We start from the raw sequence: 26,630 nt of genomic DNA on the forward strand, positions 1-26,630 counted from the left end.
TGGCCGCTCCACAGGGGAACGGCCGGGGTTTTATTGCGGGATTTCGACGTGGCCGCCAAAGCCGAAGCGCATGGCCGACAGCAGCTTGTCGGCGTAGGTGGCTTGCTGGCGGGAACGGAAGCGCGCATAGAGGGCGGCGGACAGGACATTGACCGGCACCGCTTCCTCGATGGCCGCCTCGATGGTCCAGCGGCCTTCGCCGCTGTCGGCTACCGAACCGGAGAACTTCTCCAGTTCAACGTCGCCGGCCAGGGCCTGGGCGGTCAGGTCCAGCAGCCAGGAAGACACCACGCTGCCACGGCGCCAGACTTCGGCGATGTCGGCCAGGTCCAGGTCGAAGCGCTCGTCTTCCGGCAGCTTGTCGCTGTTCTTCATCTTGAGGATGTCGAAGCCTTCGGCGTAGGCCTGCATCAGGCCGTACTCGATGCCGTTGTGCACCATCTTGACGAAATGACCCGAGCCGGCCGGACCGGTGAAGATAAAGCCACGCTCGGCACGTTCGTCCGGGGCATTGCGGCCGCGGGTACGCTCGATGCTGCCGTAGCCGGGGGCCAGGGCTTCGAAGATGGGCTCCAGGCGCTCCACGGCCTCGGACTTGCCGCCGATCATCATGCAGTAGCCACGCTCCAGGCCCCAGACACCGCCGGAGGTGCCGACGTCGACATAGTCGATGCCCTTCTCGGCCAGGGTCTTGGCGCGACGGATGTCGTCCTTGTAGTAGGTGTTGCCGCCATCGATGATGACGTCACCGGGAGCCAGGCGGTCGGCCAGCTCGGCGATGGTCTGTTCGGTCGGCGCACCCGCCGGCAGCATGACCCAGATGGCCCGCGGCTGTGCCAGGGCGGCAATGACGCCATCCAGGCTGTCAGCGGTAATGGCGCCTTCCTTGCCGAGGCCGGCTACGGTTTCGGCACTGCGGTCGTAGACCGCGACTTCATGCCCATGCTTCATCAAACGCCGTGCGATGTTGCCGCCCATGCGGCCCAGTCCGATGATTCCCAATTGCATGCTGATGACTCCTTGAGGTCAGGCGACCGCCGCCTCGACCAGTTCGACGATTTGTTGCAGGCCGGCGTCGATGTCGCCGCCCTTGATATGCACGCGCAGATAGCGCCGTCCCCGTTCGGCCAGCACCTCGAGGTCGCCTTTGGCCTGGGCGGCCTCGACGACACCAAAGCTCAGACTCCGCCCTGGAATCTGCAGGTCGTTCTGGGCATCGGCGGTAATCTGGATGAACACACCCGAGTTGGGACCACCCTTGTAGGCCTGTCCGGTGGAGTGCAGGAAACGGGGGCCGAAGCCGCCGACGGTCGCTACGCGCTTGCTGTCGCGAATGCTATCACGCATGGCGCCCAAGGCCTCCTCGTGCACGGCGTTGCGCTCGAGATAGGCCAGCACGGCGAGATAGTCGCCAGGCTGCAGGCGTGCCAGGTGCGCCTTGATCGCCGCGCGGGCGGTGTCCTGCCCCTGCAGGTCGGCATCGCCGAACAGCGTCAGCGTGCCCTCCTCCAGCAGCGGCTCGTCGCCGGCCAGACGACCCTCGCGCTCGTAGCCATCGGTAAGGGCACGGGTCTTGATCTTGCTGGCTTCCACGTCGGGCTGATCAAAGGGATTGATGCCGATGACGGCACCGGCCACCTCGGTCGCCACCTCCCAGCGGAAGAATTCCTGGCCGATCAGTTGGGCACGGGCGAGGCGGATGTCCACCACCGGATGCCCGGCCGCGGCCAGCGCCTGCAGGCGACTATCGCGCTCGGCGTCTTCCTCGCCGGCCAGCACCAGGCTGACGAACACCCGGTCCCTACCGTAGACGGCTGGCTCTCCGAGGGGCTCAAGGTCTACCGGGATGATGCCCTTGCCCTGCTTGCCGGTGCTCTCGGCGAGCAGCTGCTCCAGCCAGGCGCCCAGACTGGCGACACCTGGTGACGCGATCAGCGTGACCTTGTCGCGTCCGGCACGCACCGCCTCGCCCAGGACCACGCCCAGGCGGATGCCGGGATTGATGGCCGGCGGCGCACTGGGGCTGCAGGCCAGCACCATGGGCTGGGTCACCTGGAAGAAGTCGGCCACCGAATGGCCAAGCAACGCCAGGGGCACCATGCCGAACACTGACAGCACTGAGTAGCGCCCACCGATATGGGGGTCGCCCTGGAAGATGGCGCGATAGCCCTCAGCCGTGGCACTGGCTTCGAGCTTGGAACCCGGATCGGTGATGGCGACGAAGCGCCGCCGGGCCTCTTCCGCACCCAGCGCCTGCTCGACGGCCTTGTGGAAGTAGGCCCGCAGGATTTCCGGCTCCAGGGTCGAGCCGGATTTGCTCGATACCAGGAACAGCGTCCTGTGCAGGTCCAGTTGTTCCTCCAGTGCAGCGATCTGCGCCGGATCGGTGGAATCCAGTACCTTGAGCGTAAGTCCGCCTTTGGCGGTACCCAGAGTGTTGGACAGGACTTCCGGACCCAGGCTCGAACCGCCCATGCCCAGCAGCACCACGGTATCCAGGCCCTCTTGGCGCGCCGCTTCAGCCAGGGCTTCCAGCGCCTGGGGATCAGCCTGACGACCCTGGGCCGCGGCCAGCCAACCGACCCACTGGTCTTCGTCACGACCGGTCCAGAGCGAGGCGTCGCCCTGCCAGAGCCGGCGCGACCAGCCTTCACGCCGCGCCTCTTCCAGCCGGGCCTCGACGGCTTCATGCAGATCCTGTGGCAGACGATAGTCCGCGGCATTCAGGCGTTCGCCGAGAAAATCGAGGCGCTTCTGGCCAACCGCACCCAGAAGCGCATCGGCGGCATCTTCGAATTGCCGGGCGCCGTCCTTGACCAGCCGCCTGGCCACGCCATCGAGATCCAGGCCGAAACGGACAGTGGCATCCACGACACGCTGCGCGGCTTCGATGTCGGTGCTCAGCATGGGGGCTGCCGTGCCATGGTCGCGGAAGGCGTCCATGGTCTTGGGCGGCATGGTGTTGACGGTATCGGGACCGATCAGCTGATCGACATACAGCGTATCGGGATAGGCGGGATTCTTGGAGCCGGTAGACGCCCATAGCAGTCGCTGCGGATGAGCGCCCTTGGCTTCCAGCACCTTCCAGCGCGGCGACTGAATCAACCGTAGATAGTCTTGATAGGCCAGCTTGGCGTTGGCGATGGCGATCTTGCCACGCAGCCCGCCCAGCTCGGCGTCCTCGCCCTTGCGCTCGTCGATCAGCTTGTCCAGCACGCCATCGACCCGGCTGATAAAGAAGCTCGCCACGCTGGCGAGACGGGAAATGTCTTCACCGCGATGCAGGCGGGCTTCCAGACCGGCGATATAGGCCTCCGCCACCGCCATATAGGCGTTGCGATCAAACAGCAGGGTCACATTGACGTTGATCCCCTCTTCGATCAGTTTGCGGATGGCCACGGCACCCTCGGGCGTACCCGGCACCTTGACCATGAGATTGGGCCGGTCCACCGCCTGCCAGAGGCGGCGCGCCTCTTCCAGGGTGGCACGGGTATCCAGCGCCAGATAGGGCGAGACCTCCAGGCTCACGTAGCCATCGCGGCCTTCGAGGCGATCGTAGACCGGCCGCAGGATGTCGGCGGCCTGCTGGATGTCCTCGATCGCCAGATGCTCATAGACATCCACCGGCTCGGCATCGGCCTTTTTCAGAAAGGCCTCGAGGCTGGCATCGTAGTCACTGCCGTGGCCCATGGCCTTCTCGAAGATCGAAGGGTTGGAGGTGACACCGGTGAGGCCGTCACGCTCGATCAGCTTTTGCAGCTCACCCTTGGCGAGGAATTCGCGGCTGACGAAGTCGAGCCAGACCGCCTGGCCCTGCTCCGTCAGCTGTTTGAGTGGATTGCTCATGTGGCGCTCCCTTTACGTTGCGCCTGTTCCTTGGCCAGCTTGACCACGTTTTCCACGGTGTAGCCATATTTCGCCTGCAGCTTGCCGATGGGCGCTGAGGCACCAAAGGTGCTCATGGTGACCGAGGCGCCCTTGCGACCGATGAAGCGGTGCCAGCCCATGGAGCCACCCTGTTCGATAGCGACCCGGCCGAGAACCGCGTCGGGTAGTACGGATTGCTTGTAGGCCTCGTCCTGCTCCTCGAACAGCTCCCAGCTCGGCATAGAGACGACCCGCGCCTTAATACCCTCGCTCGTGAGCTGCTCATAAGCCTGGACCGCCAGGCCCAGCTCGCTGCCGGTGGCCATGAGAATCACCTGGGGCGTATCACCACCACTATCGGCGACTACGTAGGCACCCTGGGCCACGCCTTCGGCGCTGGCGTACTTGCTGCGATCCAGGGTCGGCAGCGGCTGGCGCGACAGCACCATGCACGAAGGCCGATTGGTCTGCTGCAGGGCGATCTTCCAGGCCTGCACCGCTTCGTTGGCATCGCCCGGACGCAGGGTCAGCAGGCCCGGCGTGGCACGCAGCTGCGCCAGCTGCTCGATGGGCTGGTGAGTGGGGCCGTCTTCGCCCACACCGATGGAGTCGTGAGTGAAGACGAACACCACCGGCAGCTCCATGATCGAAGCCAGGCGGATCGGCGGCTTCATGTAGTCGCTGAACACCAGGAAGGTGGCGGTGAAGCTACGCAGGTAGCAGAGCGCCATGCCATTGGCGATGGAGCCCATGGCGTGCTCGCGAATGCCGAAGTGCATGTTGCGCCCGGACGGCTCACGGGCGGAGAAGCTGCCCGCGCCATCGAACTTGAGATTGGTCTTGGTGGACGGCGCCAGGTCCGCCGCGCCGCCGACCAGCCAGGGAATATTCTGGGCAAAGGCATTGAGCGCCTTGCCACCGGACTCGCGGGAGGCCACGCCCTTGGCATCGGTATCAAAGCTGGGCAGCTTGGCGTCCCACCCTTCCGGCATCTCACCGGCGCGCATGCGCTGGAGTTCATCGGCGCGGGTCGGATCGTCCTGACGCAGGCGATCGAAGGCACGGTTCCAGTCTTCGTAAAGACCGCTGGCCCGCTCCAACAGGGCATCGCGCAGGTGGTGACGGGCGTCGTCGGGCACCAGGAAGTCGGCATCCTCGGGCCAGCCATAAGCCTTCTTCGCCAGCTTGATCTCGTCCGCCCCCAGGGGCTCGCCGTGGGCCGCCGCGGTGTTCTGCTTGTTGGGCGCGCCGTAGCCGATCAGGCTGTCGACCACGATCAGGGTCGGTTTGCCGGTGTTGCCCTTGAAGCGATGCAGGGCAGCGGCCAGGGCCTCGGCGTCATTGGCATCCTTGACGTGCAGGGTGTGCCAGCCATAGCCACGGAAGCGTTCGGCCACGTCTTCACTGAAAGCCAGCTCGGTGTGGCCTTCGATGCTGATGGTGTTGTTGTCGTAGATCCAGCAGAGGTTATCCAGACCCAGGTGACCGGCCATGGAGGCCGCCTCGCCGGTGACGCCTTCCATCATGTCGCCATCGCCGCAGAGCACGTAGACGTCATAGTCGAACAGGGTCACGCCCGGCTGGTTGAAGCGTGCGGCCAGCCACTTCTGCGCCAGCGCCATGCCCACGCTGTTGCCGCAGCCCTGCCCCAGCGGACCGGTGGTGGTCTCGATGCCGGTGGTCATGCGGTACTCGGGATGGCCCGGGGTCTTGGAATCCAGCTGGCGGAACTGCTTGATGTCGTCGAGGCTGACTGCTTCCTTGCCGGTGGCGGTGCCGTGCTCGTCGATTTCCTTGACGCCCGCCAGGTGCAGCAGCGAATAGAGCAGCATGGAGGCATGGCCGACCGACAGCACGAAGCGGTCGCGGTTGGGCCAGTCCGGATGCTCGGGGTGATAGCGGAGGAAGCGGCTCCACAGCGTGTGCCCGACCGGGGCCAGGGCCATCGGCGTACCAGGGTGGCCGGAGTTGGCCTTCTGCACCGCGTCCATGGACAGGGTACGGATGGTATTGATGACAAGCTGGTCGGCGTTGGAGCTGGAAGGTGCGGTGGAACCCATGGCAAGCGTCCTCGTGCTGGCAGGCGCGCCACCCGCGGCGAAAACGGCAAACACCGTCCGTGAAACCGTTTTCAGCAAAGGCGGCGCCTAAGAGAAGAAAGCAAAGCGGCCGGACAGGGTCCGGGGCGGCGGGGGCATGCATCCTCTGCGACCCCACGTCGCAGTCGCGATCCTTTCTCTAGAACAGCACGCCAGAGGGTTGGTTCCGCACGGGTAGATAGCCGGCTATCGACTTGCCCGCTCAGTAGTCGCCGGCGAGGGCCAGCTCGACATCCACGCCGGCGTCGCGCATCTGCGCCAGCTTGTACCTGAGGGTACGCGCACTGATGCCGAGGCGCTCGGCGGTCTCCTTGCGGCGGCCGCGTTCGGCCCTGAGGGTATCGAGGATCACCTGGAATTCCCGATCGCGCAGATCGGCGTCCAGGGGACGTACGTCATCACCAACGCCGGTCGCTGGCACAGGCGCGGCGGCAGGCTTCAGGGATACCCCGGTCGCCAACCAGTGCAGCCCGAAGTCCTCGGCCTGCAGCTGGTGGCCCGGTTGCAGGATCAGCGCCCGCTGCACGGCATTGTCCAGTTCGCGCACGTTGCCCGGCCAGGGATGCTCGGCCAACGCCTGGCGCGCGGCAGGGCTCAGGACCGGTGCCGGACGATTCATCCGCGCGGCCTGGACCGCCAGCAGTCGTTCGGCCAGGGGCACGATATCGGCCGGTCGCTGGCGCAGCGGCAGCCAGGCCAGCGGAAACACCGACAGACGATAGAAGAGGTCTTCGCGGAAGCGCCCGGCGGCCACCTCCTCCGCCAGCTTGCGGTTGCTGGTGGCCACCACGCGGATGTCCAGCGCCAACGGCTTGCGCGCGCCGACCCGCTCCACCTCGCGCTCCTGCAGGACTCGCAGCAGCTTGGCCTGCAGGCCCAGCGGCAGCTCGGAAATCTCGTCCAGCAGCAGGGTGCCGCCCTGGGCCAGCTCGAACTTGCCGGGCTGGGCGGCGATGGCGCCGGTGAAGGCGCCCTTCTCGTGCCCGAAGAGGATGGCCTCGAGCAGGTGATCAGGAATGGCCGCGCAATTGACCGCCACGAAGGGGCCATCCGCCCGCGCCGATTGATCGTGGATGAAGCGCGCCAGCACCTCCTTGCCGGTGCCCGACTCGCCGGTGATGAGCACCGTGGCCTCGCTCCGGGCGACCCGGCTGGCCAGCTCCAGCAGTTGCCGACTCTGGGGATCGGCCGCCACCGGCTGGCGAGAACCGGGCATGCGCCGTCCCTGTGGGCAGCAGCGCGCCAGGGTCTCCAGCAACAGGCGCGGCTCGAAGGGCTTGACCAGATAATCCGTCGCCCCGCTGCGCATGGCCTCGACGGCGCGCTCGATGCTGCCGAACGCGGTCATCAGCAGCACCGGTAGCGCCGGATCGCGCACGCGGATACTGGCCAGCAATTGATGCCCATCGATACCCGGCATGTTGACGTCGCTGATCACCAGGCCGAAGGGTTCCTCGGCCAGCGCCAGCAACGCCGCCTCGCCGCTGTCCACGGCGCGATAGCGATAGCCGCCGAGCTCCAGGGTGTCGGCCAGGGCTTCGCGCAGGGCGCGATCGTCTTCCACCAGCAGGATGGGCAGGGTCATGCCGGGATCTCCTCGCCCGCCAGCAGCGGCAGGATGAAGGTCACCAGCGTGCCGCGCCCCAATCGGGAGCGCACGGTAAGCCGCCCGCCATGGGCCTTGGCCATCGCCAGGGCGACCGGCAGGCCGAGACCGGTGCCGGTGGTCTTGGTGCTGAGAAAGGGTTCGCCCAGACGCTGCTGGACCGCCTGCGGGATGCCGGGACCGCTGTCGCTGATCGCCAGGCGCAACTCCCCGTCACGACGATGGAGATGCACCTTGAGTCGTCCCGGGCGGCCACTGCCGGCCATGGCCTGCAGGGCGTTGTGGATGAGGTTCAAGGCGGCGCCCACCAGCATGTCGCGGTTGCAGGTGAGCAGCCCACCCTGGGCATCGAGTTGCCAGCGCACGGGGCAGTCACCGAGATGCGGGTTCGCGGCCTCGCGCAGGGCAGCGAACAGCGCGGCGGGCGTCAGCCGATCCGCCAGCGGCAGTTCGCCCCGGGCGAATACCAGCATGTCGCGGACCTGGTTCTCCAGTTCGTGCAGCCGCTCCTTGAGCCGGCTGGCGAAACGCTGCTGTTGCGCCAGCGCCAGACCACCCTCCTCCAGATGGCTGGCATAGAGCAGCGCCGCGGTCAGCGGGGTACGGATCTGATGGGCGAGCGAGGCCATGGTCCGTCCCAGTGCCGAAAGCCGCTCATGCCGCGCCAGCTCGCCTTGCAGGTGGCGGGTTTCGGTAAGGTCGTTGAGCAGCACCAGTTGCCCCGGCTCGCCATCCAGGGAGCGGATGGCGATGGACAGGCGTCGGCCGTCGCGCAGGGACACCTCGTGGCCATCGTCATGGCGCGGCGCAAAGGCCCGCGCGATCACCGTACGCCACAGCTCGCCGGCCAGGGGTTCGCCGAGCAGGGCCTCCGCCACCGGGTTGGCGTCGCGCACGCGTCCGGCGCCGTCCAGCACCACGATGCCGGCGGGCAGCACATCGAGCAGATTCTGCAGCCGGCTGGCCAGGCGTTCCTTTTCCGCCAGCTCCTGCAGGCGCTGGGCGGACACCCACTCCAGTTCGCCCTGCAGCGAATTCATCCGGGCTTCGAGCAACTGGAAGGATTCGCTCAGCTGGCGCGACATCTGCCCCAGGGCTTCGCGGGCCTGCGCCGAGGCGGAGGCCTCCACGACAGCGTCGGCAGGGACAGCGGAAGAAAGGGCTTGCGCAGGCATCGGCTGGGGCTCACGACGGACAATTGACATTGTCCGGGCTGGAGCAAGACCCATGCCGCCCTGGCGCCAAAGCGCCGTAGGGTGGAAAACGGCGCAGCCTTTTCCACCCACTTGCAGCATTACAAAGTAGAAGGTGGATGAGGCTGCGCCGTCATCCACCCTACCTCGATACGCTCAGCATCGCTGAAGGTGCACTAGATCTCTTCGTCGAACTCGTCGTCGCGGCGCCCCATGCCGTACTTGCGCATCTTCTCGACCAGGGTGGTCCGGCGGATGCGCAGACGCTCGGCGGCCCGCGCCACGACGCCACCGGCATCGTCCAGCGCCTGCTGGATAAAGCTCTTTTCCAGGTTGGCCAGGTAGTCCTTGAGATCCAGCCCTTCGCTGGGCAGCAGTGCCGAAGAAGACACCTCGAGGGTCCCGATCCCGGCCATGGCCTCGCGCTCCTGCAATTCCTCGCGCAGGGATTCGACCATGGGATCGGCTTCGTCTTCCACATAGCGGAACTTGAGCGGCAACTCGGCCACGCCGATGACGCCATAGGGATGCATGATCGCCATGCGTTCCACCAGGTTGGCCAGTTCACGGACGTTACCCGGCCACTCGTGGCGGCACAGCGACATGATGGCGGCCGAGTTGAAGCGGATGGAGCCACGCTTCTCGTGCTCCATCCGGGCGATCAGTTCGTTGATCAGCAGGGGGATGTCTTCACCGCGCTCGCGCAGGGGCGCCATGTCGATGGGGAAGACATTGAGACGGTAGTAGAGGTCTTCGCGGAAGGTGCCCGCGGCGATCATCTGCTCCAGGTTCTTGTGGGTCGCCGCGATGATGCGCACGTCCACGCTCTGGGTCTTGTTGCTGCCCACTCGCTCGTAGGTCCGTTCCTGCAGCACCCGCAGCAGCTTCACCTGCATGGGCAGCGGCATGTCGCCGATCTCGTCAAGGAACAGGGTGCCGGTGTTGGCCAGTTCGAAGCGACCGGCGCGGCTGGTGATGGCGCCGGTGAAGGCGCCCTTCTCATGGCCGAACAGCTCGCTTTCCAGCAACTCGGCGGGAATGGCGCCGCAATTGACCGGCACGAAGGGTGCCTCGCGACGCTTGGAGTGGAAATGCAGATTGCGCGCCACCACTTCCTTGCCGGTGCCGGATTCGCCGAGGATGAGCACCGTGGCCTCGGTATCGGCCACCTGCTGCATCATCTTGCGCACGCCCTGAATGGCGCGGCTGGTCCCCACCAGGCTACGGAACAACTCGGGCTCGCGCTGGCGCCCGCGATCCCGGGCCTGGTCATACATCTCGCGATAGACCTGGGCGCGGTGCAGGGAATCCAGCAGCTTGTTGTAGGCCAGCGGATATTGGAGAGAGACCAGCACGCGGCGGCGAACGTCATCCGGCCACTCCGGCTGCGCCGCTTCGCCGAGCAGCAGCAGCGGGACCATCTCGTCCCAGGCCACCACCTGCTTGAGCAGCTCGACGCTGTTGCCCCGGCTGTCGACGCGGCCGACCAGCACACAGCTGACCTGCCGACTGCTGTCGAGCGCTTCGAGGGAGGCTTGCCAATCGGAACTGGTGCAGGCGAGGTGATCTTCGCCGAGAAAATCGAGAATGACCGATAACGCCTTGCGCCGCTCGGCTTCATCGTCGATCAGAAGGATCTTGGTTTCACGCCACATGTCCCTGCCCCAATTCGGCTTGTCGGTTCGCTACGCGCAGGTGTCGCCTGCATCCAAGTGCCAACTGGTCGGCATCTTGCGCAAGTTAAGACAAATTGTGATGCGGGGTCAATTTTATGGCGGCGAAATATCTAAACTTTGAATTACCGTCCAACGGATGACAGTCAACCGAACAGCTGATAGACCTTGGCGGCCTGGTTCGACTTGTTGAGCTTGGTCAGCTCTTGGGCAGTAGCGTCCCGCTCTGCCTTGCAACCCTGCAGCAGGGAGGCATAGAGCGCCAGCAGGCGCTCGAGACTGGCACGCAGGGCTACGGCCTCGTCGCCTGTGGCATAGATAGCTTCGTCGACGAACAGCCGGCAATCCAGATCCAGCTCGGCGATCCGCGTCCAGTCTCCGGCTTTGAGCGCAGCAGCCATCTGCTCATAGACGAGCTCGACGCGTTCCACCGGGGTCTTTTGCATGGCGACGTTCATCGGTCGACTCCAGATCAGGGGGCTATGGCATCCCAGCCGGATTTGATCTCACGGATCAGGCCGGATACTTCTTCAAGAATAACAGGATCATTGTTGCGGTTGGCTTCGCTGAGCCGGCGGATCATGTAGTCATACAAGCGATCCAGGTTGGTGGCCAGCTCGCCACCCTGCTCGAAATCCAGGACGTCCTTGAGACCGGCGATGATGGATACCGCCTTGCCGATCAGCTCGCCCTTCTCGGGCAGCCAACCGCGCTCCAGGGCACCTTGTGCCTTGGCCAGACGATCCAGGGCGCCCTGCATGAGCATCTGGATCAGCTGATGGGGACTGGCTTCGAACACCTGCGCCTGCAGGCCGACCTGCTGGTACTGGCGCATGGCTGTCATTGCGTTCATGTCACGACCTCTGTGTGTTTCCGATACGTACTTTATCGGTCATGACGCGAAAAACTTGACCCCTTTATCGACCGGATTGGCCGAATCTGCCCACTCAACTCTTGTTGGCGAAGGGCATGGCCGCCAGCTGTTGGGAGAGCGAGGACGCGGTGCTCGACAACGACGAGTAGAGCTGGTCCATGGCGTTGTACTGTTTGTAGAGGCGGTCCGAGAGTGCCGTCATCCGAGTATTGAGCGTGGCTGTCTGGGCATCCACGTTCTTCAAGGTGGTGCTCAGGGAATTCGAACGCTGCTCGAGAATGCCATTGGTCATGGTATAGGGATCGAGCTTGCCCTTGAGCCGCGCCGCTATGCCCTGGTCGCCGGTGAAGAAGCTGGTTAGGTCGCTGAAGTTGGAGCTAACCATATTGCCCAGCTTGGTGTCGTCGATGGCCAGGGTGCCATCCTTCTGGGTGGTGATACCCAAGTCGGCCAGCGCCTTGACCGCACCTGTGCCCTGCATGGTGCCCAGCTCGCTGCGGATGGTGGTCGTGAGGCCGCGGGCAGTCGCATCCCCCACCAGCGCAGCCGCGATGGGCGAACTGTTGTCCCCAACCTTCGTCACCGAGGTCTGGGTCTTGATCACGCCCATGAGCTTGTTATAGGCATCCACAAAGCCCTTGATGTTGCCCTTGACCCCCGACTCGTCCTGGCTGACGCCGACGGTCATAGGACTGTCCGCCGGGGTGGTGGCCTTGAGGGTGAAACTCAGACCATCGACCGCATTGCTCACCGTGTTCGAGGCACTGGTGACCTTCAGACCATCGATGGTCATCTGGGCGCTCTTGGCTTTGGAAAGCGAGTGGGCGGCCGCAGGATCAGTGGAGTCAGTGTCGCTCGGCGTATAGGCCAGCTTGGTCAGACTCTGCTTGCCCGAACCGTCGTCACCGCTTACCGCTACCGAGATGTCGTTACCGTCGCCGGTCTTGGTGCTGCTCAATACCAGTCGTGAACCCGTGTCGTCATTGACGACACTGGCACTGATACCCTGGCTCTGTCCGGCCTTGTTGATGGCATCACGGATGCCACTCAGGGTATTGTTGGTGGCATCGACCTGGATATCCGACAACTTGGTATCGCCGATCTTGATGCTCAGCGTGCCCTTGCCGAAGGTGGTAGGAGAAGAAGATTTGGTGCCATCGCTCGCAGTCGTGTTGGAGGTGGCTGGTACGGACGCAAGGGCCACCTTGCTGCTGCCCGCCAATTGCGTGACCGCGACCTGATAGCTCCCGACGCTGGCGCTGGTACTGGCCGTTGCCGTGAGATAGTCGCTTTTCGACAGGGTGACGGCCCGCGCCTGGAAGCTGGTGGGGCTATTGAGCGTGGTCAGCGCGGTCTGGAATTCGCTGATGGCGCCCTTCAGGGAACCGATCGCGGTCAGTTGCGCGGTCGCCTTGGTTTGCGTCGCGTTCAACTGATCCATCTTCGGTGCCTTTTCGGCGGCCACCATCTTGGTGACGATGGAATCGATGTCCAGTCCCGATCCGCCAATCCCGCTGATACCTGCCATGTCACTATCCCCCTGCCAACGTTACGTCGTCGCCCCTGCGTTCAGTCAGTCTGATTCAAGTTCCGCGCCAACTAGGCTTCGGCCTTGAACATCAGGCTGCGCATGTCGTCCAGCTGCTTGGCCAGCTTGAGCACTTCCTCGCTGGGCATCTGCCGGATGAGCTTGCCGGATTCGCCGTCCAGCACCTTGACCACCACCTCGCCGGTGGAGTCGTCGATACTGAAGTCCAGGTTGCGGTGATCTTCCTGGAATTTGGACTTCAGCTTGGACAAGGCGCCATCCACGTTGCCGTCTTCCGGCTTTTCGGCCTTGTCCCCATCCGCCTTGCTGGCCTGGGAAACCGGCTTGACCGTGGAATCCGCCGTGGGCGCCGCAGCGCTGAAGGAAGTGGCGGCCGCAGGGCTCGAGTGAGCGCCATAGGGCCTTACCGCTGAAAAACCCGTTGTCTTGACGATGTCCATTGTAATGTCCTCACAACGCATGAAAGGGAGAAGGGGCGTCCCCCTTCTCCCTGCCTAGACCGATCTCTGCCCTTACTGGAGCAGGCTGAGAACCGACTGTGGCAGCTGCTTGGCCTGGGCCAGGATCGCGGTACCAGCCTGTTGCAGCACCTGGTTCTTCGACAGGTTCGCGGTTTCCGCGGCGTAGTCGGTGTCCTTGATGCGGCTACGGGCGGAGGTGGCGTTCTCCGAGATGTTGGTCAGGTTGCTGATGGTGTTGTCAAAGCGGTTCTGCACCGCACCGAGGTCAGCGCGCTGGGAATCGATGTTGGCCAGAGCCTGATCGATCACGGACAGGGCCTTCTGGGCGCCGTCGGCGGTGGAGATGTCGACGGTGGAAACCTGACTGAGCTGAGACTTGGTGGCCCCGAACAACTGGGCGGTATCACCAGTCATCGCGAAGGTCGTTGGCGAGTCCAGCTTGATGTAGCCCATCGCTTGACCGCCATTGGCACGGACATCCACAGGGCCGCTGAAGCTGCCGTCGGACTTCTGCGAGGAGACACTGATGGCGCCCGCAGCATTACCGGTATCCTTGCCAAAGGTTACGTTTTCACCAGTGGCAGAGGTAATCGTCAGTTTCTTAGCCTGATCATCGTAGTTGGCGGTGACGCCCAGCTTGGCGGCGTTCGCATTGATCTGGTCAGCCATGTCCTTGGTACTAGCCACGCCGACCAGGTTCAGCGAGTTGCTGCCAACGTTCATGGTCATGTTGGCCGCACCACTGGAGATGCTGTCAGTGACGGTCAGCACGGTACGCGCCGAGGCAGCCAGGCCGGGGATCTGGCCGTTCATTTTGCCAGCGATGGTCTTGGCAGTGTCGCCTGCGGCGTAGACTACGTCCTGGCTCTTGCCACCACCCACCAAGGTGACGGTGCCACCGGAAGCCAGCGCATTGCCGCTACCAGCAACGGCACTACCTGCGGAGGTGCTGGCACCGGAGCCGACCTGGTTCGAACCCAGCGCAGTAGCCGAGGTGTCCTTCAGGGTGACGTCGATGGTTTCGTAGGCGTTGGCGCCGATCTGGAAGCTGGTAGTGCCGAAGGAACCGTCCAGCAGCTTGCGGCCGCCGAAGGTAGTGGTCTGAGCGATACGGGTCAGTTCGTTCTGCTGCGCGGTCACTTCCTTCTGCAGAGCAGAGCGGTCGGCGTCGCTGTTGGAGCCGTTGGCGGACTGCACGGCCAGGTCGCGGATACGCTGCAGGATGTTGGTGGACTGCTGCATGGCGCCTTCAGCGGTCTGCGACAGGGAGATACCGTCGTTGGCGTTGCGAGTGGCCTGGTTCAAACCGTTGATCTGATTGGTCAGACGGTTGGAGATCTGCAGACCGGCGGCATCGTCCTTGGCGCTGTTGATACGGCTACCAGTGGACAGGCGCTGCATGGAAGTGGCCAGCGAGCTGGACGCGTTCTGCAGGTTGCGCTGGGTGTTCAGGGAAGGGATGTTGGTATTGACGGTAAGTGCCATGGTGGCGTCTCCAGTTGAACCTTGTGTGCCTGAGCATGCGAATGGGACCTGCTTGCTCAGACGCCCCTGTGTTTCGCATTCAAGATATTTATCGGTACTTTCCGTCAAACCTTTAGGATTTTTCCGCGATTTTCTTCAGCAGAAGCTTGACAGGTGGTGACATACCGATTCGTGCATACTGGTTATCGACCGAACCCGTAATTTATTTAGCCCCTTCGCGACGTTCACTCTAGCGGATCGGGTTACAAGGGACGCATCCGCCTACGCACGCACGCCTCACAGCTTCTTGGTAGCGGCAACCCGCTCGTATGAGGCCGCGCCCAGTTAGTCAGGTAACCACGCCGCTCGCCATGACTCGAGATTTCTTCCCTCAAGCATCCAGTCACGATGAATGTGCTGGCGAAGGCTGGCTCCCAATGCGTGGGCTCCCTCGATATCGGCCAGATGGTCACGAATAGCACCTAGCCAGTCTTTATATTTATTGCGTACCAGGGTCACGGGGAGACCGCACCTATAGGGCTCTATATCAGTAGCTACAACCGGGAAACCACAGGCGCCAAGCTCCAACAGCCGCAAATTGCTCTTGCACTCATTGAAGGCGTTGATTTCGAGCGGGGCGATGGCCAGATCCAAATCGAGACTGGCGAGCTTCGCGGGAAAGTCCTCGATTTCGACTCCATAATGGAATTCATGGGGTGGCGCACCCGGTGGGCTCATACCAAGAAACACCCACTCCACCTCGTTGGCCAAGGCCTTCATGACATCCACCACGATCTGCAGATCTCCTGTATGGCTGGTGCCGCCTGCCCAACCGATCCTTGGGCGACCTTTCCGCCGCTTGCCTTGTAGTTCTCCCCACCAAGGGACAGGCAATCGATTGGGAACAACGCGAATGTCCGCATTGAATCCGCGCATCGCCTCTGCCAGGGGTTCCGTGGAGACCGTCACTCGATCCGCGATGGATAATCCGTTACGCAAGGCTCTCGCGACCTGGGAAGGCTGAAAAGACTCACGATGTATGCTTTTGAGCGGGAGGTTACCCAGTAGATCGTCCAGGTCGTACACGAGAAAGGACGAGGTATAGCGCTTGATAGCCTGCATTTCCTCGATCTGCGGCTCGGAGAGCTGGCGCTGTACGATGATGCTGTCTGCCTGAATGCGTCCCTGGTTGGCTGCGTGCAAGTAGCGGAACTGCACGTTGGAATCGATCTGCAGGGTGGCTTCCATCGCTCGCTGCGGCTGGATCAACCGGTAGTGACCGCAGCCCCAGCGATCGCCGGGCATGACCTGGATTACCGGCAGCGGACGCCAGGACAGTGGTCGCCATAAGTTTTCGGGTTCGACTTCCACTGCGAAGTCCGCCTTGTCCAGAGCTAGACTTGGGTTATAGGCGGGATCATTGGCCAGGACGGGTAGCCACTGCTCGTAGAGTCTCGACTCGGCTCGCGTCCACGCCGACACCTCTGGGCTCTGCTCCGACTCCCAACCGAGACGGGCGTGGGGCGTCCAGACCACAAGATAGCCGGCCTGACCAACCTTGAGACAGAACTCGACATCGGCGAACGGCTGGGTGGCGAAGGAACCGCAATCAGGGATGGCATGAAATATCTCCGCCCGCACCAATAGACAACGACCGCTCACGGCACTGAAGTTTTGCACCACCTGCTGCCGGTAGAGATAGCCTGCGCGGTCATCGGGTTCACCCAGGAAGAGGCTGCTGGCAGGACCACGCAGTCCGAGTACCAGCCCGGCCATGGCTACTTTGCCCTCACGATCCAGAAGCTTGGCGCCTACCACCCCGACCTCCGGGCGTCGCGCCTGATTGACCAGCTCATCCAGCCAAGAGGCCTTGATGCTGAGACAACCTGCACTGAGCCAGAGCAGGTATTCGCCCTTGGCAGCCCGAGCCAGAGCCTGAGCTCCGTCAGCGGGGATGACCCGCAAATGCTCCAAGCCCAGCGTCACCAGCTCGTCTAGCCAGCAGCCGGTATCGACCGCGACGTTCGAAGGCCGCCCGACAAGGATCTCGTAACGTGGATAGGCGGTGCCTCCCAAGACAGACTCCAGGCAGCGACCCAGCTCTTCCAGCGAACCCCTGGCTTCAATCAAAATGGAAACCAGCGGTTGGTGATCGCTCTGGTAGTGAATACGGCTGACACATGGAAGAGCACCAGCGCTGATCTCCGCCTGCACACCCAGGCGCGCCAAGTGCGCGCGGACGATGCCATGGGTCGCCGCCGGCTCGCACTGTTGCAGCCAGTCGGGAAAGGTCTGTCGCGAGTGGTGGAATACTTCGGGTAGATGGGCGATGGCCGTGACACCCTGGCGCTCGACCACCTGCAGCAACACGTCTTGGACCAGTGCCACGCCAGGCGCGGTGACGCTGGATGAGGACGCCAGCAACGCCTCGCGACTCATGGCCAGCAGAGAGCCGGTGTAGGGATAGCTGCGTAGCAGATCGAGATTGAAGCCAGGTCTGAAGATCGGACACTCGAGACCACTATCGGCAAGATGATCTTCGTCGCAATAGCAAGCATGTATGCCACCGGAGACAAGGATACGCTCAGCCAAACGCAACAATGTTTCGGGCTCTAGGTGGCTACCCGCCGGAAGCTTCAGCAACCAGTGCGCCTCACTGCTCGCCAGCGCTTCCTGCCAGTCCGACAGCTCGTTGGCCGAAGCCACCACCAGTGCGGTACTGAAGTTGGGATAATGCTGCTCAGCCAGCGATGCCAGGGTGGAGCTGGCTTCCGTAGGACTGCCGACGATCACTACCAAGAAATGCAGCTGAGCATTTTGGATCAGTGCCTGGCGATAGATTTCAAGGCGCGTCGCGCTGGAGCGCCGATCAGCCAGCCACTGCGCATGGCTCCGATCAACCTCAGCCGCCGTAGGCACCTCACCCGAATCGGTATCAGCATTACAGAACACATTGGCGGGTGAGCCCGTCATCTTGAGACCTCTTACTGGTTAGCCTCTGCTCCAGTCAAGAAATCGGCGGCAGAAGGCGGATGGCCGAGACAAGCAAAAAGCTAACCAAACTCGGAACCCCAGGCTTCCGGGTCGGCACTGCGACACAATCGGAAGGAAAACCCCTGAAGGCCGGCCCTCACCTTGGGGATCTAGGTTGTCAAAGGCCGGCAGCGCAGCCCCTGGTACTACAAAGATAGACACGTCCGCCAAGGCTCGAGAGTAGAAGGAGGCTAAGCACCTGCCAGTGGCGGGCTAACGTCTCCTAGCCTGGCAACCAGTCTCGTTTCCAACTTCTCAAATTGGCACCCTCCAATAGCCAGTCACGTTGCACGGCTTCTCGCAGCCGCTGCCCCTGGATGAAGGCCGCGTCCAAATCCACCAGATGAGCGCGGATCGCCTCCAGCCATTGCGTCGGCTCGTTGGCGACCCGTTGTACAGGGAGGTCTCCCCGGTATGGCGCGATATCCGATGCAATCACCGGATAGCCACAGGCTCCCATCTCCAATAGGCGCAGGTTGCTCTTACACTCGTTGAAATCGTTCGCCAGCAAGGGCGCAAGCGCGATGTCGAGGTCGAGACCTGCGAGCTTCCCTGGATAATCCTCAATCGGCACGGGAGCGTGGAACTCGTCGATCTTGGCCACTGCGGGCCGGATTCCGAGGAATACCCATTCGACCTCCTGCCCGAGTGTCTGTATCACTTCCTCGATTATCGCCAAATCAAGCCTATGACCAGCGTTGCCGGCAAAACCGATCCGTGGCCGCCCTTGGCGTCGCCGATTACTGACAAGGGAGCCCCAATGGGCAGCGGGAAGCCGGGTAGGTACCACGCGTATGTCGTGATGCCGGCCCTCCAGCCGATTCGCCAGCGCAGGGGTAGAGACGACCACACGATCAACGTTGGCGAGTGCTCTTTCCAAGTCGGCAACGGCTGGTGCCCCAGTCGCCGCTCCCTTACCTGCAGCAGGCGAATCGGCGAGCCAATCGTCCATGTCGTAGATGACAAAGGCGTCCGTGGCCCGCCTTAGGGTCTGCAACGCATCCATTTGCAAGGGCTGGTGCTCACGCTGGACGACCACCACGTCAGCTGCGATACCGGCCAACAGTACGGGCGACTTCGGCCGCTCGGTGATGATGCCCTCGATTTCGAGCGCCTGTTCCAATGCTCGGAAGGGTTGCAGCACACGGTAATAAGCACATCCCGCCGACTGACCTGGTACGATCTGGACGACCGGTAGCGGCCGCCACGCAAGGGGTCGCCAAAGATGCTGCGACTGGATCTCCAGTTCGAAATCCAGGCCCTCACGGCTGAAGTTACGGTTGTAAGCAGCATCGTCGACCAGCTCCGGCAGCCATTGTTCGTAGAGCCCTGGAGAGACCTCGTCGAGCATGGCCCCACGATACTCCTGTTCCTGCCAGAGCAATTTCGCGTAGGGCGTCCAAACCAGCAGATAGCCGGCCTGCGTAAGTTTCAGGCTCAACTCGACATCAGTGCCTCGCTGCCCCCAGGCGAGGTCAGCCAGGCCATCGATTTCAGCGAGCGCTGCCTTCTTGAGCAGCAGGCATCTTCCGTCTAGGGCGCTGAGATTCTGGGCAACCTGAAGACGATGCAGATAGCCGCCATTCTGATCGGACTCGCCCTTGAATAGGCAATCGGCAGCACCTCGTAGACCCAGTACCAGCCCGGCCGATACGATGCGGTCGTCGGGCCCGACGAGTTTTGCACCCACCGCCGCGACCTCATCACGGCGACCCTGTGCCAGCAGCTCCAGAAGCCAGTCAGGATCTGTGGCGAGACAGGCCGCGTCGAGCAGCACGAGGTACTCACCGTCCGCCGATTCAATCACCTGGCTCAGCGGTGCGCGTACGACCCGGATCAACGGCTCACCCATCGCCTCGATTTCCATCAACCAGGCGCGCAACTCGGGCTCCGCTTGCGATGACTCCACCAGATGGATCTGGTAATTGACGCCGCGCGTCTGTAATAGGCTTTCCAGGCAGCGAGTGACCTGGGACAGCGGCCCGCGGGCATCTACGAGCAAGGACACCAGGGGGTTGCCTGGCCATACCAGGCGGATGCGGTTGACGAACGGCAGACGACAAGACTCCACCTGAGCGGCCAGGCCCAGCCGTTGAAGATGGGCCTGCACAATGCCGCGTCCGACTGAAGGATCGACTTGCTCGGCCAGCCAGGCTGCATAGCTTTGGCGACTGTGATGGAGGATAGCGGAGAGATGACCAATGGCCGTCACCCCATCCCGTTCAACGCTCTGGAATAGAATATCGGTGAAAATGGCTTCGCCAGTACAGGGCATACTGGGGACCGTAACCAGCAGCGCGTCACGACTCACCAGCAACAGCGAGCCCGTATAGTTGTAGCTGCGGAGCAAGTCCAGATTGAAATCCGGCTTGAACACGGGATTGGCAGGCCCCTGGGCGGTCAGCTCGTCCTGGTCGACGTATAGCGCCTTAAGGCGCGGGTTCAGGGAAATGGCTTCGGCCGCCAGCAGCAGTAGATCGGTCGCTACCTCATCGCCATTGGGTAGCAGCACGAACCATTGGCAACGACTGGCATGTGCCAGCGCCTGCCATGGCGTCAGGTAGTCCGTCGCTTCCGGCAGGAAGGACGCCTGGGTAAGTGGATAGTGCTGCCGCGCCAGACTGGCCAGGGTCCGTTCGTCCTCCCCTGCTCCACCGAACACCACTACCTCGAAGTGCAGCGGCCGCTCTCCCACCACCAGCGCCTGCTCGTACAGGCGCAGCCGGGTACCCTGCAGCGCACGTTCGCCCAGCCACCGCTGATACTGCTGGTTCAGAAGATCAGCGCCCACGTGATGCTCGCTACGTGCCTGGGTGAGTTCGATGAAGCGATCGAGCTGCCGCCAGAAGCCATGTTCGAGCCTCGCATAACGCGCCATGGCATCGGCCAGCCCCCCTTGAGCAACCTCCAGTGCTTGAGGCGCGTCGAACATGGCGAAGCCACCGGAACCTATGTAGCTCTGGTCTAGAAAGGCCTCATCAATGCCTCCTTCCCGCATGAACAGCACCGGACAGCCGCAGAGAATTGCCAGGACACAGGTCATGGACCATTCGTACGTGTAGAGAACCTCAGCGCCTCGGAGCAGCTGCGCCAGCCTGGGCAGGGGAAGCGGCTCGTGCATCGACAATTCCTGGACGTCCAGGGGGAATCGGCTGAAGTCCACCTGATCGAGCGGATAGCGATGGCGATAGAAATAGCGGCCCAGGCGCGTACCGCAACCATTGGCATTGAACAGCACGGTGTTTATGCAAGGGACGTCGAGAAAGCCATCCGCACGCTCGCCGGGATCTCGGACGAGGACCGGGCCGGCATATATCCTCAGGTCGTCGCTGCCTGCCTCCATACCTCGACCGGTCAGGGCACCCTCGAAATTGAGCAGGTAGCGCACCACGACATCTGCGCCAGCCGGGTTACCACTGACCACCTCTGGATAGATAACGATGGGAACCTTGCCCAGTTGTCGATGGCTATCCACCAGTTCCTGGCTCACCCGCGGAGTCTTCAGGTTGGGGTTGACCTGATTGCAGCTCATCACATAGGCATCTCGCCCGTGGATGTTAAGGGTGTGACAGAGGTAATGCAGGCAGGCTACCCCGGCCGAGGTATCGCGGAAATCTGGCGCATAGATGTAATAGGGATGCCCCAGCCCAAGGTGCATTTGGTGGAGCCTGCTGTCTGTCGGTACGCCCGCCATTGATGAGAAACTCATGCGCGGTCCTTCCTAGATTCCACATTGAACAAAGAAAGCGAAGTCGGCCTGTAGAAGCCTGTGACAGCCTCCGTGACTTGCCGTACCTGCTCGTGGGTCAGGTCCGAGAACAAGGGCAGCCTGAGGATGCGATCGGAGATGTCATGGGTGACCGGCAGCTCCCCGGACGCTCGGCCAAAACGTCGGCCGCCGGGAGAGTCGTGCAACGGGACGAAGTGGAACACCGCACTAATACCCAGCGCCTGTAGATGAGCGATCAGCGCCCGCCGCTCTTCGCTGTCCCGGGTGAGAACGAAGAAGATGTGGGCATTGGCCGAGGCGTCGCCGCGATAGGTGGGCAGTGTCAGAAACGCATCGCGCTCCAGCGGCAGCAGGGCCTGGTAATAGTATTCGTAAAGCTCCCGACGATGAGCGTTGATCCGCTCGCCATGCTCGAGCTGGGCGAAGAGGAAGGCTGCCGTCAGTTCGCTTGGCAGAAACGATGAACCCATGTCGACCCAGGTGTATTTGTCTACCTCGCCGCGGAAGAAGGCCTTACGATTGGTGCCCTTCTGCCAAATGATCTCGGCGCGCTCGATCAGGCTCTCGTCGTTGATCATCAACGCTCCACCCTCGCCAGCGATGATGTTCTTGGTCTCGTGAAAGCTCAGGCAGCCCATGTCGCCTATGGTACCCAGCGACTGGCCTTCGTTCTTGACGAGGATGGCCTGAGCCGCATCCTCGATCAGCCGTAAGCCATGGCGTACGCACAGGGCCTTGAGCGTGTACATGGCGCAGGATTGACCAGCGTAATGCACCGCGACGACGGCCTTGGTACGCGGTGTGATGGCTGCCTCGACCAGGCGCTCATCAATGTTGAGGGTATCCGGGCGGATATCCACGAATACCGGTACTGCTCCGCGCAGGACGAAGGCATTGGCTGTAGAGACGAAGGTGAACGAAGGCATGATGACTTCGTCTCCGGGACCGATCCCAGCCAGAATCGCGGTCATCTCCAGAGCCGCCGTGCAGGAGTGAGTCAACAGGACCTTCCGGCAACCGAGCTGCTCTTCAAGCAAGGCCTGGCAGCGCTTGGTGAACTCGCCGTCACCAGCAATGGAACCATTCATTACCGCCTGGGCGATGTAGAACAGCTCCTTGCCCATGATGAATGGCTTCGCGAAGGGGATACGCGCTCGTGACATGAGGTCTCCCAGAATGGAGTAGATCGAATGCCACGAGCGGCGCTAGCGCTCTCGAGCTTCCGACATGGAGTCTGCAATGCCTTCGTTGCAAGAACCGGACCCGCCAGTTTTTCGACGCATAGTGTTCAGCCCTGGCCACTCCGGTAAAGGCGATGCTCCGTGGGCTGGTAGTAGTCATCCAGCGAAGCCACCACCCGAGTGTAGTAGCCCAATAGCTGACGACTGCGTTCTGGCAGGCCGTCTAGCAGAGTGGCGTCCAGGGCACGACAATAATCGATCTGCTGTTTTATCCAGGGACGGGTGAACTGGTGATTGATCGCCAGACGATCACGGCTACTGCGGTTGGTCCCCGCCGCGTGCCACAACGTAGAATCGAACACGATGGCATCGCCGGCGGCACAGATCACAGGCCGCGCCCAACGCCGGCAGAACTCTCCCAAAGGAGCTATCTCGCGCTGATGAGTTGCAGGAACCACTAGGGTCGCGCCATTTTCTGCGGTGAAGGCGTCGATGGCGATCATGACGTTCAGCGATGCCCGATAACCGTTGAGATAGCGCGGGAAGTCCTGATGGAAACGATACTGGAAGACATCTGCGTCAGGCTCGCTGGTAGGCGGCAGCAGCAAGCCATTCTGTAGGTGAAGAATGGCTGTGCTCCCCATGAGTTCATCCACAAGCGTGAGCAGGATGGGCAACTCCAACAGCTCGGTGAAGACCGGATCGAACCTCATCATCAGCCGTAGGACGCCCACTTCCCTGGCTCTTTCCAGGCGAAACCGCCCCACCTCTTCCTCGATTCGATCCCGCACCCTGTAGAGACCTTCGCTCATGCGCGCGAGCAAACGTGGGGGGACCACGGCAGGCACGACAGCGTACCCCTGGGTATCAAGTAGAATCTTGAGCTCGTCGATGTCGAGCGTGCTTGTTTTCATGGGCGATTACTCTTCCAGGCGCGCCAGACCGAACCCGTGACGACCATAGCCGTTACCGTTGTACAGCATGTAGAGGACGCCTTCAGCCGCGAAAACGCAGGGATAGGTCTGGCTCTCACTCTCCCATGCGCCGACCGGTCCAAGCCAATGGAGTCGCTGGTCCAGCCGTTCCCAGTTCGTTCCATCAGCTGATTCGGCATACCCCAGCCGATACCCCTGGGACGACCGAATGGCGTACCAGAGCCGGTACCGGCCCTGAGGGTCGATCAGGACGCAGGGTCGGGAAAGGCCCAGCTCGCCCTCACGCAACGGCAACACCACCGCGCCCGAGCGTTGCCAGGAAAGGCCATCCACCGACTCGGCATACTTGATGACGTGCTGCATGCTTTCTGGCTGGGCTCCCCAGGCGAGGTTCGAGCCGTACCACATACGCCAGCGGGAATGCTGGGCGTCCCACAGCACCCAGGGATAGGAAAGGGAAAAGGGATCAGCTTCGCTGCGGTCGAGAATGGGTACTCGTCCTACCCGCTCGAGGAGATACTCCCCCTGGCCACGGGCGAGCCCGATGAAGTTGCGCCAAGGGACGCTGACACTCAGGTTCCAGCCGACATAAAAGCACCACAGCTCCGCGTCACGGACGACGATATTGCCCAGCGAAACGCCATCCTCGTCAAAATGTCCTTCTCTGCCAGGGAGAAGCACCGGGTGTTCGCTTAACGAGATCACCTCATTTGTGGCAAGCCGCCAGTCCAGCCAGGCAATTCCGGAGCGCCTACGCTCATCACGGAAGTTGAAGTAAATCCGGTACAGGTCGGAATGGGGAAGCTTTATCGCTTGGGGATTGGAGGCATGGCTGAATAGCCAGGAACGCTGCCGATCCGGAACGAACACTGATCCGAGCCGACGCCAGCGCTGTTCACTCATGCTCGACCTTGAAGTAGCGCTTGGCTCCAGCAACATTGGTGGCGGCGACGCCCTTCGCGATCTGATCGGTGGCGACGCTGCGGGTGACCAGCGCACCGGCTCCCACCAGAACATCGTCGGCCAAAGCGACATCATTGACCAACGTTGCATTGACTCCGATGAACTGGTGATCGCCGATCCGGCAATTGCCGGAAATCACTGCCTGGGACGCGACGAACACGTGGTTGCCAATGACCGAATGGTGACCTATGTGGTTACCGCTCCACAGTACGACGTTGTCGCCCAAGGTCACGAACGGTTGCACCGTATTGTTCTCAAAGATGAAGCAATGCTCACCAACTACCACATTACGCCATACAAAAGCATTGGAACTGATATAACTCGCCGCTAGGAAGCCCATGGCCTTGGCTTCTCTATAGAAACGTTCGCGGGTGCGATTCAACTGGCCGTACGTGATGGCAGCGTAGAAGTGAGGCCGGGTAGCAGTATCGGAAAAATATTCGGTCAGCCTATCAAAGGGAATGACCGGCAAACCGAACTTCTCCGAGCTGCGCAAATAGTCCTGATCGACGCTGAACGCAACGACATGGTACGAAGAATCATGAGTAAAGTATTCATAGGCTATATCAGCGAACAGCCCGTCGCCGATGATGACCAACGGAATCTCCATGCGTCACACCCTTTTATCATTGGTCCGCATTGCCAGAGGGCATCAAATGGCCCCTTCTCACGACTTCCTTACGAGCACCGTAAATTCGTATAGATCATAATCATGAAGCAGCGCGACATTTTTCGCAAAATGCCTCTTGCAATGATCGAAGAAAAACAGCGGGTCACCGTAATAGAGATCGGCGCGCTGACGGTCAAGGTCGGAATAGATGCTGAGGCAATTGAAGGCGAATCCTCGACTACTGTTGCTGTCAAGCTCCTCCAACATGGACAGTACATAGGCATGCCAATCGGTTACGGATGCCGTCTGACGGACGTTGAACACTCCGCTGGCCACCGAGTAGTGGGCAGGTCCTGCACAGGTGCGCTTGACCTCGAACTGGGCATTACCGGCTCCGGGATGAGCGTTCCGCGCTGCTGCGATCATGCCCGCTGAGAGATCGGTACCCCGGTAGCTCAGCGGGATGCTCAATGTGTTCAAATAATCGTAGTAGGCTCCATAGCCGCAGCCCAGGTCATTTAGCGATATCGGTTCCTGCCCGGCTTCGCCAATGATCTTGGCCAACTGATGGAACCTGATCTGCTGCGACTCGTGACCATTCCAGTCCACCCCTCGGGGAGTGGCACCGAACTCACTGATCTTCCTCGAATAATATCTTTCCGTCGCCCCCTCGAGAGCCTGCAGAACCTCAGTCATGCGAGCTCCTTTTGCAAATAAGCGGCAGCGGTTTCTCCAGTATTGAGCAGCAGGTCCAGGATACTGACGGCCGATTCGAACCCACCGTGCAACTGTGCGTATGCTGGATAGCCAGCATAATCAAAATACTCGACGCCTATGTTTCGCCTTTCAAAGAGGTCGTGCTGTAAATAAACCTTGGCAGCGGGACCCGAAATGTAGGTATTGGCTTTCAAGGCTACGCAGAGGTTGACGAGATTCTCGGTACGTCCGGACACGCTTGGAAAACTCGATGAAAAGATCAGTGGCGTAGGGATACCGAGCAAACGACATATGCCGCTGAGCAAAAGCTGGTTGATATCGGAGAGTCGCTCCAGAGGCTGGCATTGGGCATAGAGCTCTTCTAGGCGATTTGCCATAGCCGCAAAGCCCGCAGCTTTGCGATAGCTAGTGCTTATGGTCTGCCAGTGCTTTGCGGACCAGTCGCGGTCACTAACCTCTACATCTTGGATTCTCTGGGTAAAGCGACCACGGTTCTTCACTGGAATACTTAACCAATGCAGCCCCTGTGCAGTCCTGATCAGATTGCGGTTACGCCAATCCCGTCGAGTAAACTGGACATCATCATACAGCACAAATACATCAGCACTTCGGATCAGATCAAAATAGCCGCGCCAAGGAATGTAATTGGACTGGACGATGGCCACCTTCGTCATT

19 protein-coding genes are annotated in these 26,630 nt (G+C 61.9%); all 19 read right to left on the reverse strand.

The genetic code is table 11. From position 1 onward, the window contains the following. Positions 1-30: 30 nt before the first annotated feature. The 19 genes from gnd to QE393_RS12450 all read right to left on the reverse strand — a co-directional run bounded on the left by gnd (position 31) and on the right by QE393_RS12450 (position 26,629). Positions 31-1,008, reverse strand: coding sequence for a phosphogluconate dehydrogenase (NAD(+)-dependent, decarboxylating) (gene gnd, locus QE393_RS12360; protein WP_273807662.1), 978 nt, complete (start codon positions 1,006-1,008; stop codon positions 31-33). An 18-nt stretch (positions 1,009-1,026) separates the two neighbouring features. Next, a complete protein-coding gene (locus QE393_RS12365) occupies positions 1,027-3,846 on the reverse strand; it encodes a bifunctional transaldolase/phosoglucose isomerase (RefSeq protein ID WP_310043759.1) in 2,820 nt (939 codons plus the stop codon). Beyond that, on the reverse strand, positions 3,843-5,927 hold the full coding sequence (tkt, locus tag QE393_RS12370; RefSeq protein ID WP_310043761.1) for a transketolase: 2,085 nt from the start codon (positions 5,925-5,927) through the stop codon (positions 3,843-3,845). Before tkt ends, QE393_RS12365 begins: the two co-directional genes overlap by 4 nt. Positions 5,928-6,168: 241 nt before the next feature. After that, on the reverse strand, positions 6,169-7,551 hold the full coding sequence (locus QE393_RS12375) for a sigma-54 dependent transcriptional regulator (RefSeq protein WP_310043763.1): 1,383 nt from the start codon (positions 7,549-7,551) through the stop codon (positions 6,169-6,171). Beyond that, entirely contained in the window at positions 7,548-8,747 is a 1,200-nt protein-coding gene (locus QE393_RS12380; protein ID WP_405046246.1) for a sensor histidine kinase, read from the reverse strand. Before QE393_RS12380 ends, QE393_RS12375 begins: the two co-directional genes overlap by 4 nt. A 194-nt stretch (positions 8,748-8,941) precedes the next feature. Next, a complete protein-coding gene (locus tag QE393_RS12385; protein ID WP_310043764.1) occupies positions 8,942-10,420 on the reverse strand; it encodes a sigma-54 dependent transcriptional regulator in 1,479 nt (492 codons plus the stop codon). Between the two features lie 164 nt (positions 10,421-10,584). Next, positions 10,585-10,896 (reverse strand): flagellar protein FliT, encoded by a 312-nt coding sequence (locus tag QE393_RS12390; protein ID WP_310043767.1) that lies wholly within the window; start codon positions 10,894-10,896, stop codon positions 10,585-10,587. Between the two features lie 14 nt (positions 10,897-10,910). Next, positions 10,911-11,291, reverse strand: a complete 381-nt coding sequence (gene fliS, locus QE393_RS12395; RefSeq protein ID WP_026083956.1) for a flagellar export chaperone FliS — start codon at positions 11,289-11,291, stop codon at positions 10,911-10,913. Positions 11,292-11,385: 94 nt separating this feature from the next. Next, on the reverse strand, positions 11,386-12,840 hold the full coding sequence (gene fliD, locus QE393_RS12400) for a flagellar filament capping protein FliD (protein WP_310043768.1): 1,455 nt from the start codon (positions 12,838-12,840) through the stop codon (positions 11,386-11,388). 71 nt (positions 12,841-12,911) lie between these two features. Then, positions 12,912-13,301, reverse strand: coding sequence for a flagellar protein FlaG (locus QE393_RS12405; RefSeq protein ID WP_310043770.1), 390 nt, complete (start codon positions 13,299-13,301; stop codon positions 12,912-12,914). A gap of 72 nt (positions 13,302-13,373) precedes the next feature. Continuing rightward, positions 13,374-14,807 carry a flagellin gene (locus QE393_RS12410; RefSeq protein WP_310043772.1) on the reverse strand — a complete coding sequence of 478 codons (1,434 nt, stop codon included), beginning with the start codon at positions 14,805-14,807 and terminating at the stop codon, positions 13,374-13,376. 324 nt (positions 14,808-15,131) lie between these two features. Continuing rightward, on the reverse strand, positions 15,132-17,759 hold the full coding sequence (locus QE393_RS12415) for a hypothetical protein (protein WP_310043774.1): 2,628 nt from the start codon (positions 17,757-17,759) through the stop codon (positions 15,132-15,134). A gap of 283 nt (positions 17,760-18,042) precedes the next feature. After that, positions 18,043-21,528, reverse strand: coding sequence for a hypothetical protein (locus QE393_RS12420; RefSeq protein WP_310043775.1), 3,486 nt, complete (start codon positions 21,526-21,528; stop codon positions 18,043-18,045). Further along, on the reverse strand, positions 21,525-22,712 hold the full coding sequence (gene rffA / locus QE393_RS12425; protein WP_310043778.1) for a dTDP-4-amino-4,6-dideoxygalactose transaminase: 1,188 nt from the start codon (positions 22,710-22,712) through the stop codon (positions 21,525-21,527). The genes QE393_RS12420 and rffA overlap by 4 nt, the downstream gene beginning before the upstream one ends. A 125-nt stretch (positions 22,713-22,837) precedes the next feature. After that, positions 22,838-23,644, reverse strand: a complete 807-nt coding sequence (locus tag QE393_RS12430; protein ID WP_183629120.1) for a phytanoyl-CoA dioxygenase family protein — start codon at positions 23,642-23,644, stop codon at positions 22,838-22,840. Between the two features lie 6 nt (positions 23,645-23,650). Further along, the gene (locus tag QE393_RS12435; RefSeq protein ID WP_310043780.1) at positions 23,651-24,568 is read right to left on the reverse strand and encodes a hypothetical protein; all 918 of its coding nucleotides are present in this window, start codon (positions 24,566-24,568) and stop codon (positions 23,651-23,653) included. Next, positions 24,561-25,238: an acetyltransferase gene (locus QE393_RS12440; RefSeq protein ID WP_183629117.1), complete on the reverse strand. Its 678-nt coding sequence runs from the start codon at positions 25,236-25,238 to the stop codon at positions 24,561-24,563. Before QE393_RS12440 ends, QE393_RS12435 begins: the two co-directional genes overlap by 8 nt. A 57-nt stretch (positions 25,239-25,295) precedes the next feature. Beyond that, entirely contained in the window at positions 25,296-25,934 is a 639-nt protein-coding gene (locus QE393_RS12445) for a class I SAM-dependent methyltransferase (RefSeq protein WP_183629115.1), read from the reverse strand. Continuing rightward, complete coding sequence (locus QE393_RS12450) at positions 25,931-26,629, reverse strand: WbqC family protein (RefSeq protein ID WP_310043783.1); 699 nt, start codon at positions 26,627-26,629, stop codon at positions 25,931-25,933. The genes QE393_RS12445 and QE393_RS12450 overlap by 4 nt, the downstream gene beginning before the upstream one ends. Position 26,630 lies beyond the last annotated feature (1 nt).

This window comes from Pseudomonas sp. SORGH_AS_0211 (assembly GCF_031453455.1).
GTDB lineage: Bacteria > Pseudomonadota > Gammaproteobacteria > Pseudomonadales > Pseudomonadaceae > Chryseomonas > Chryseomonas aestiva.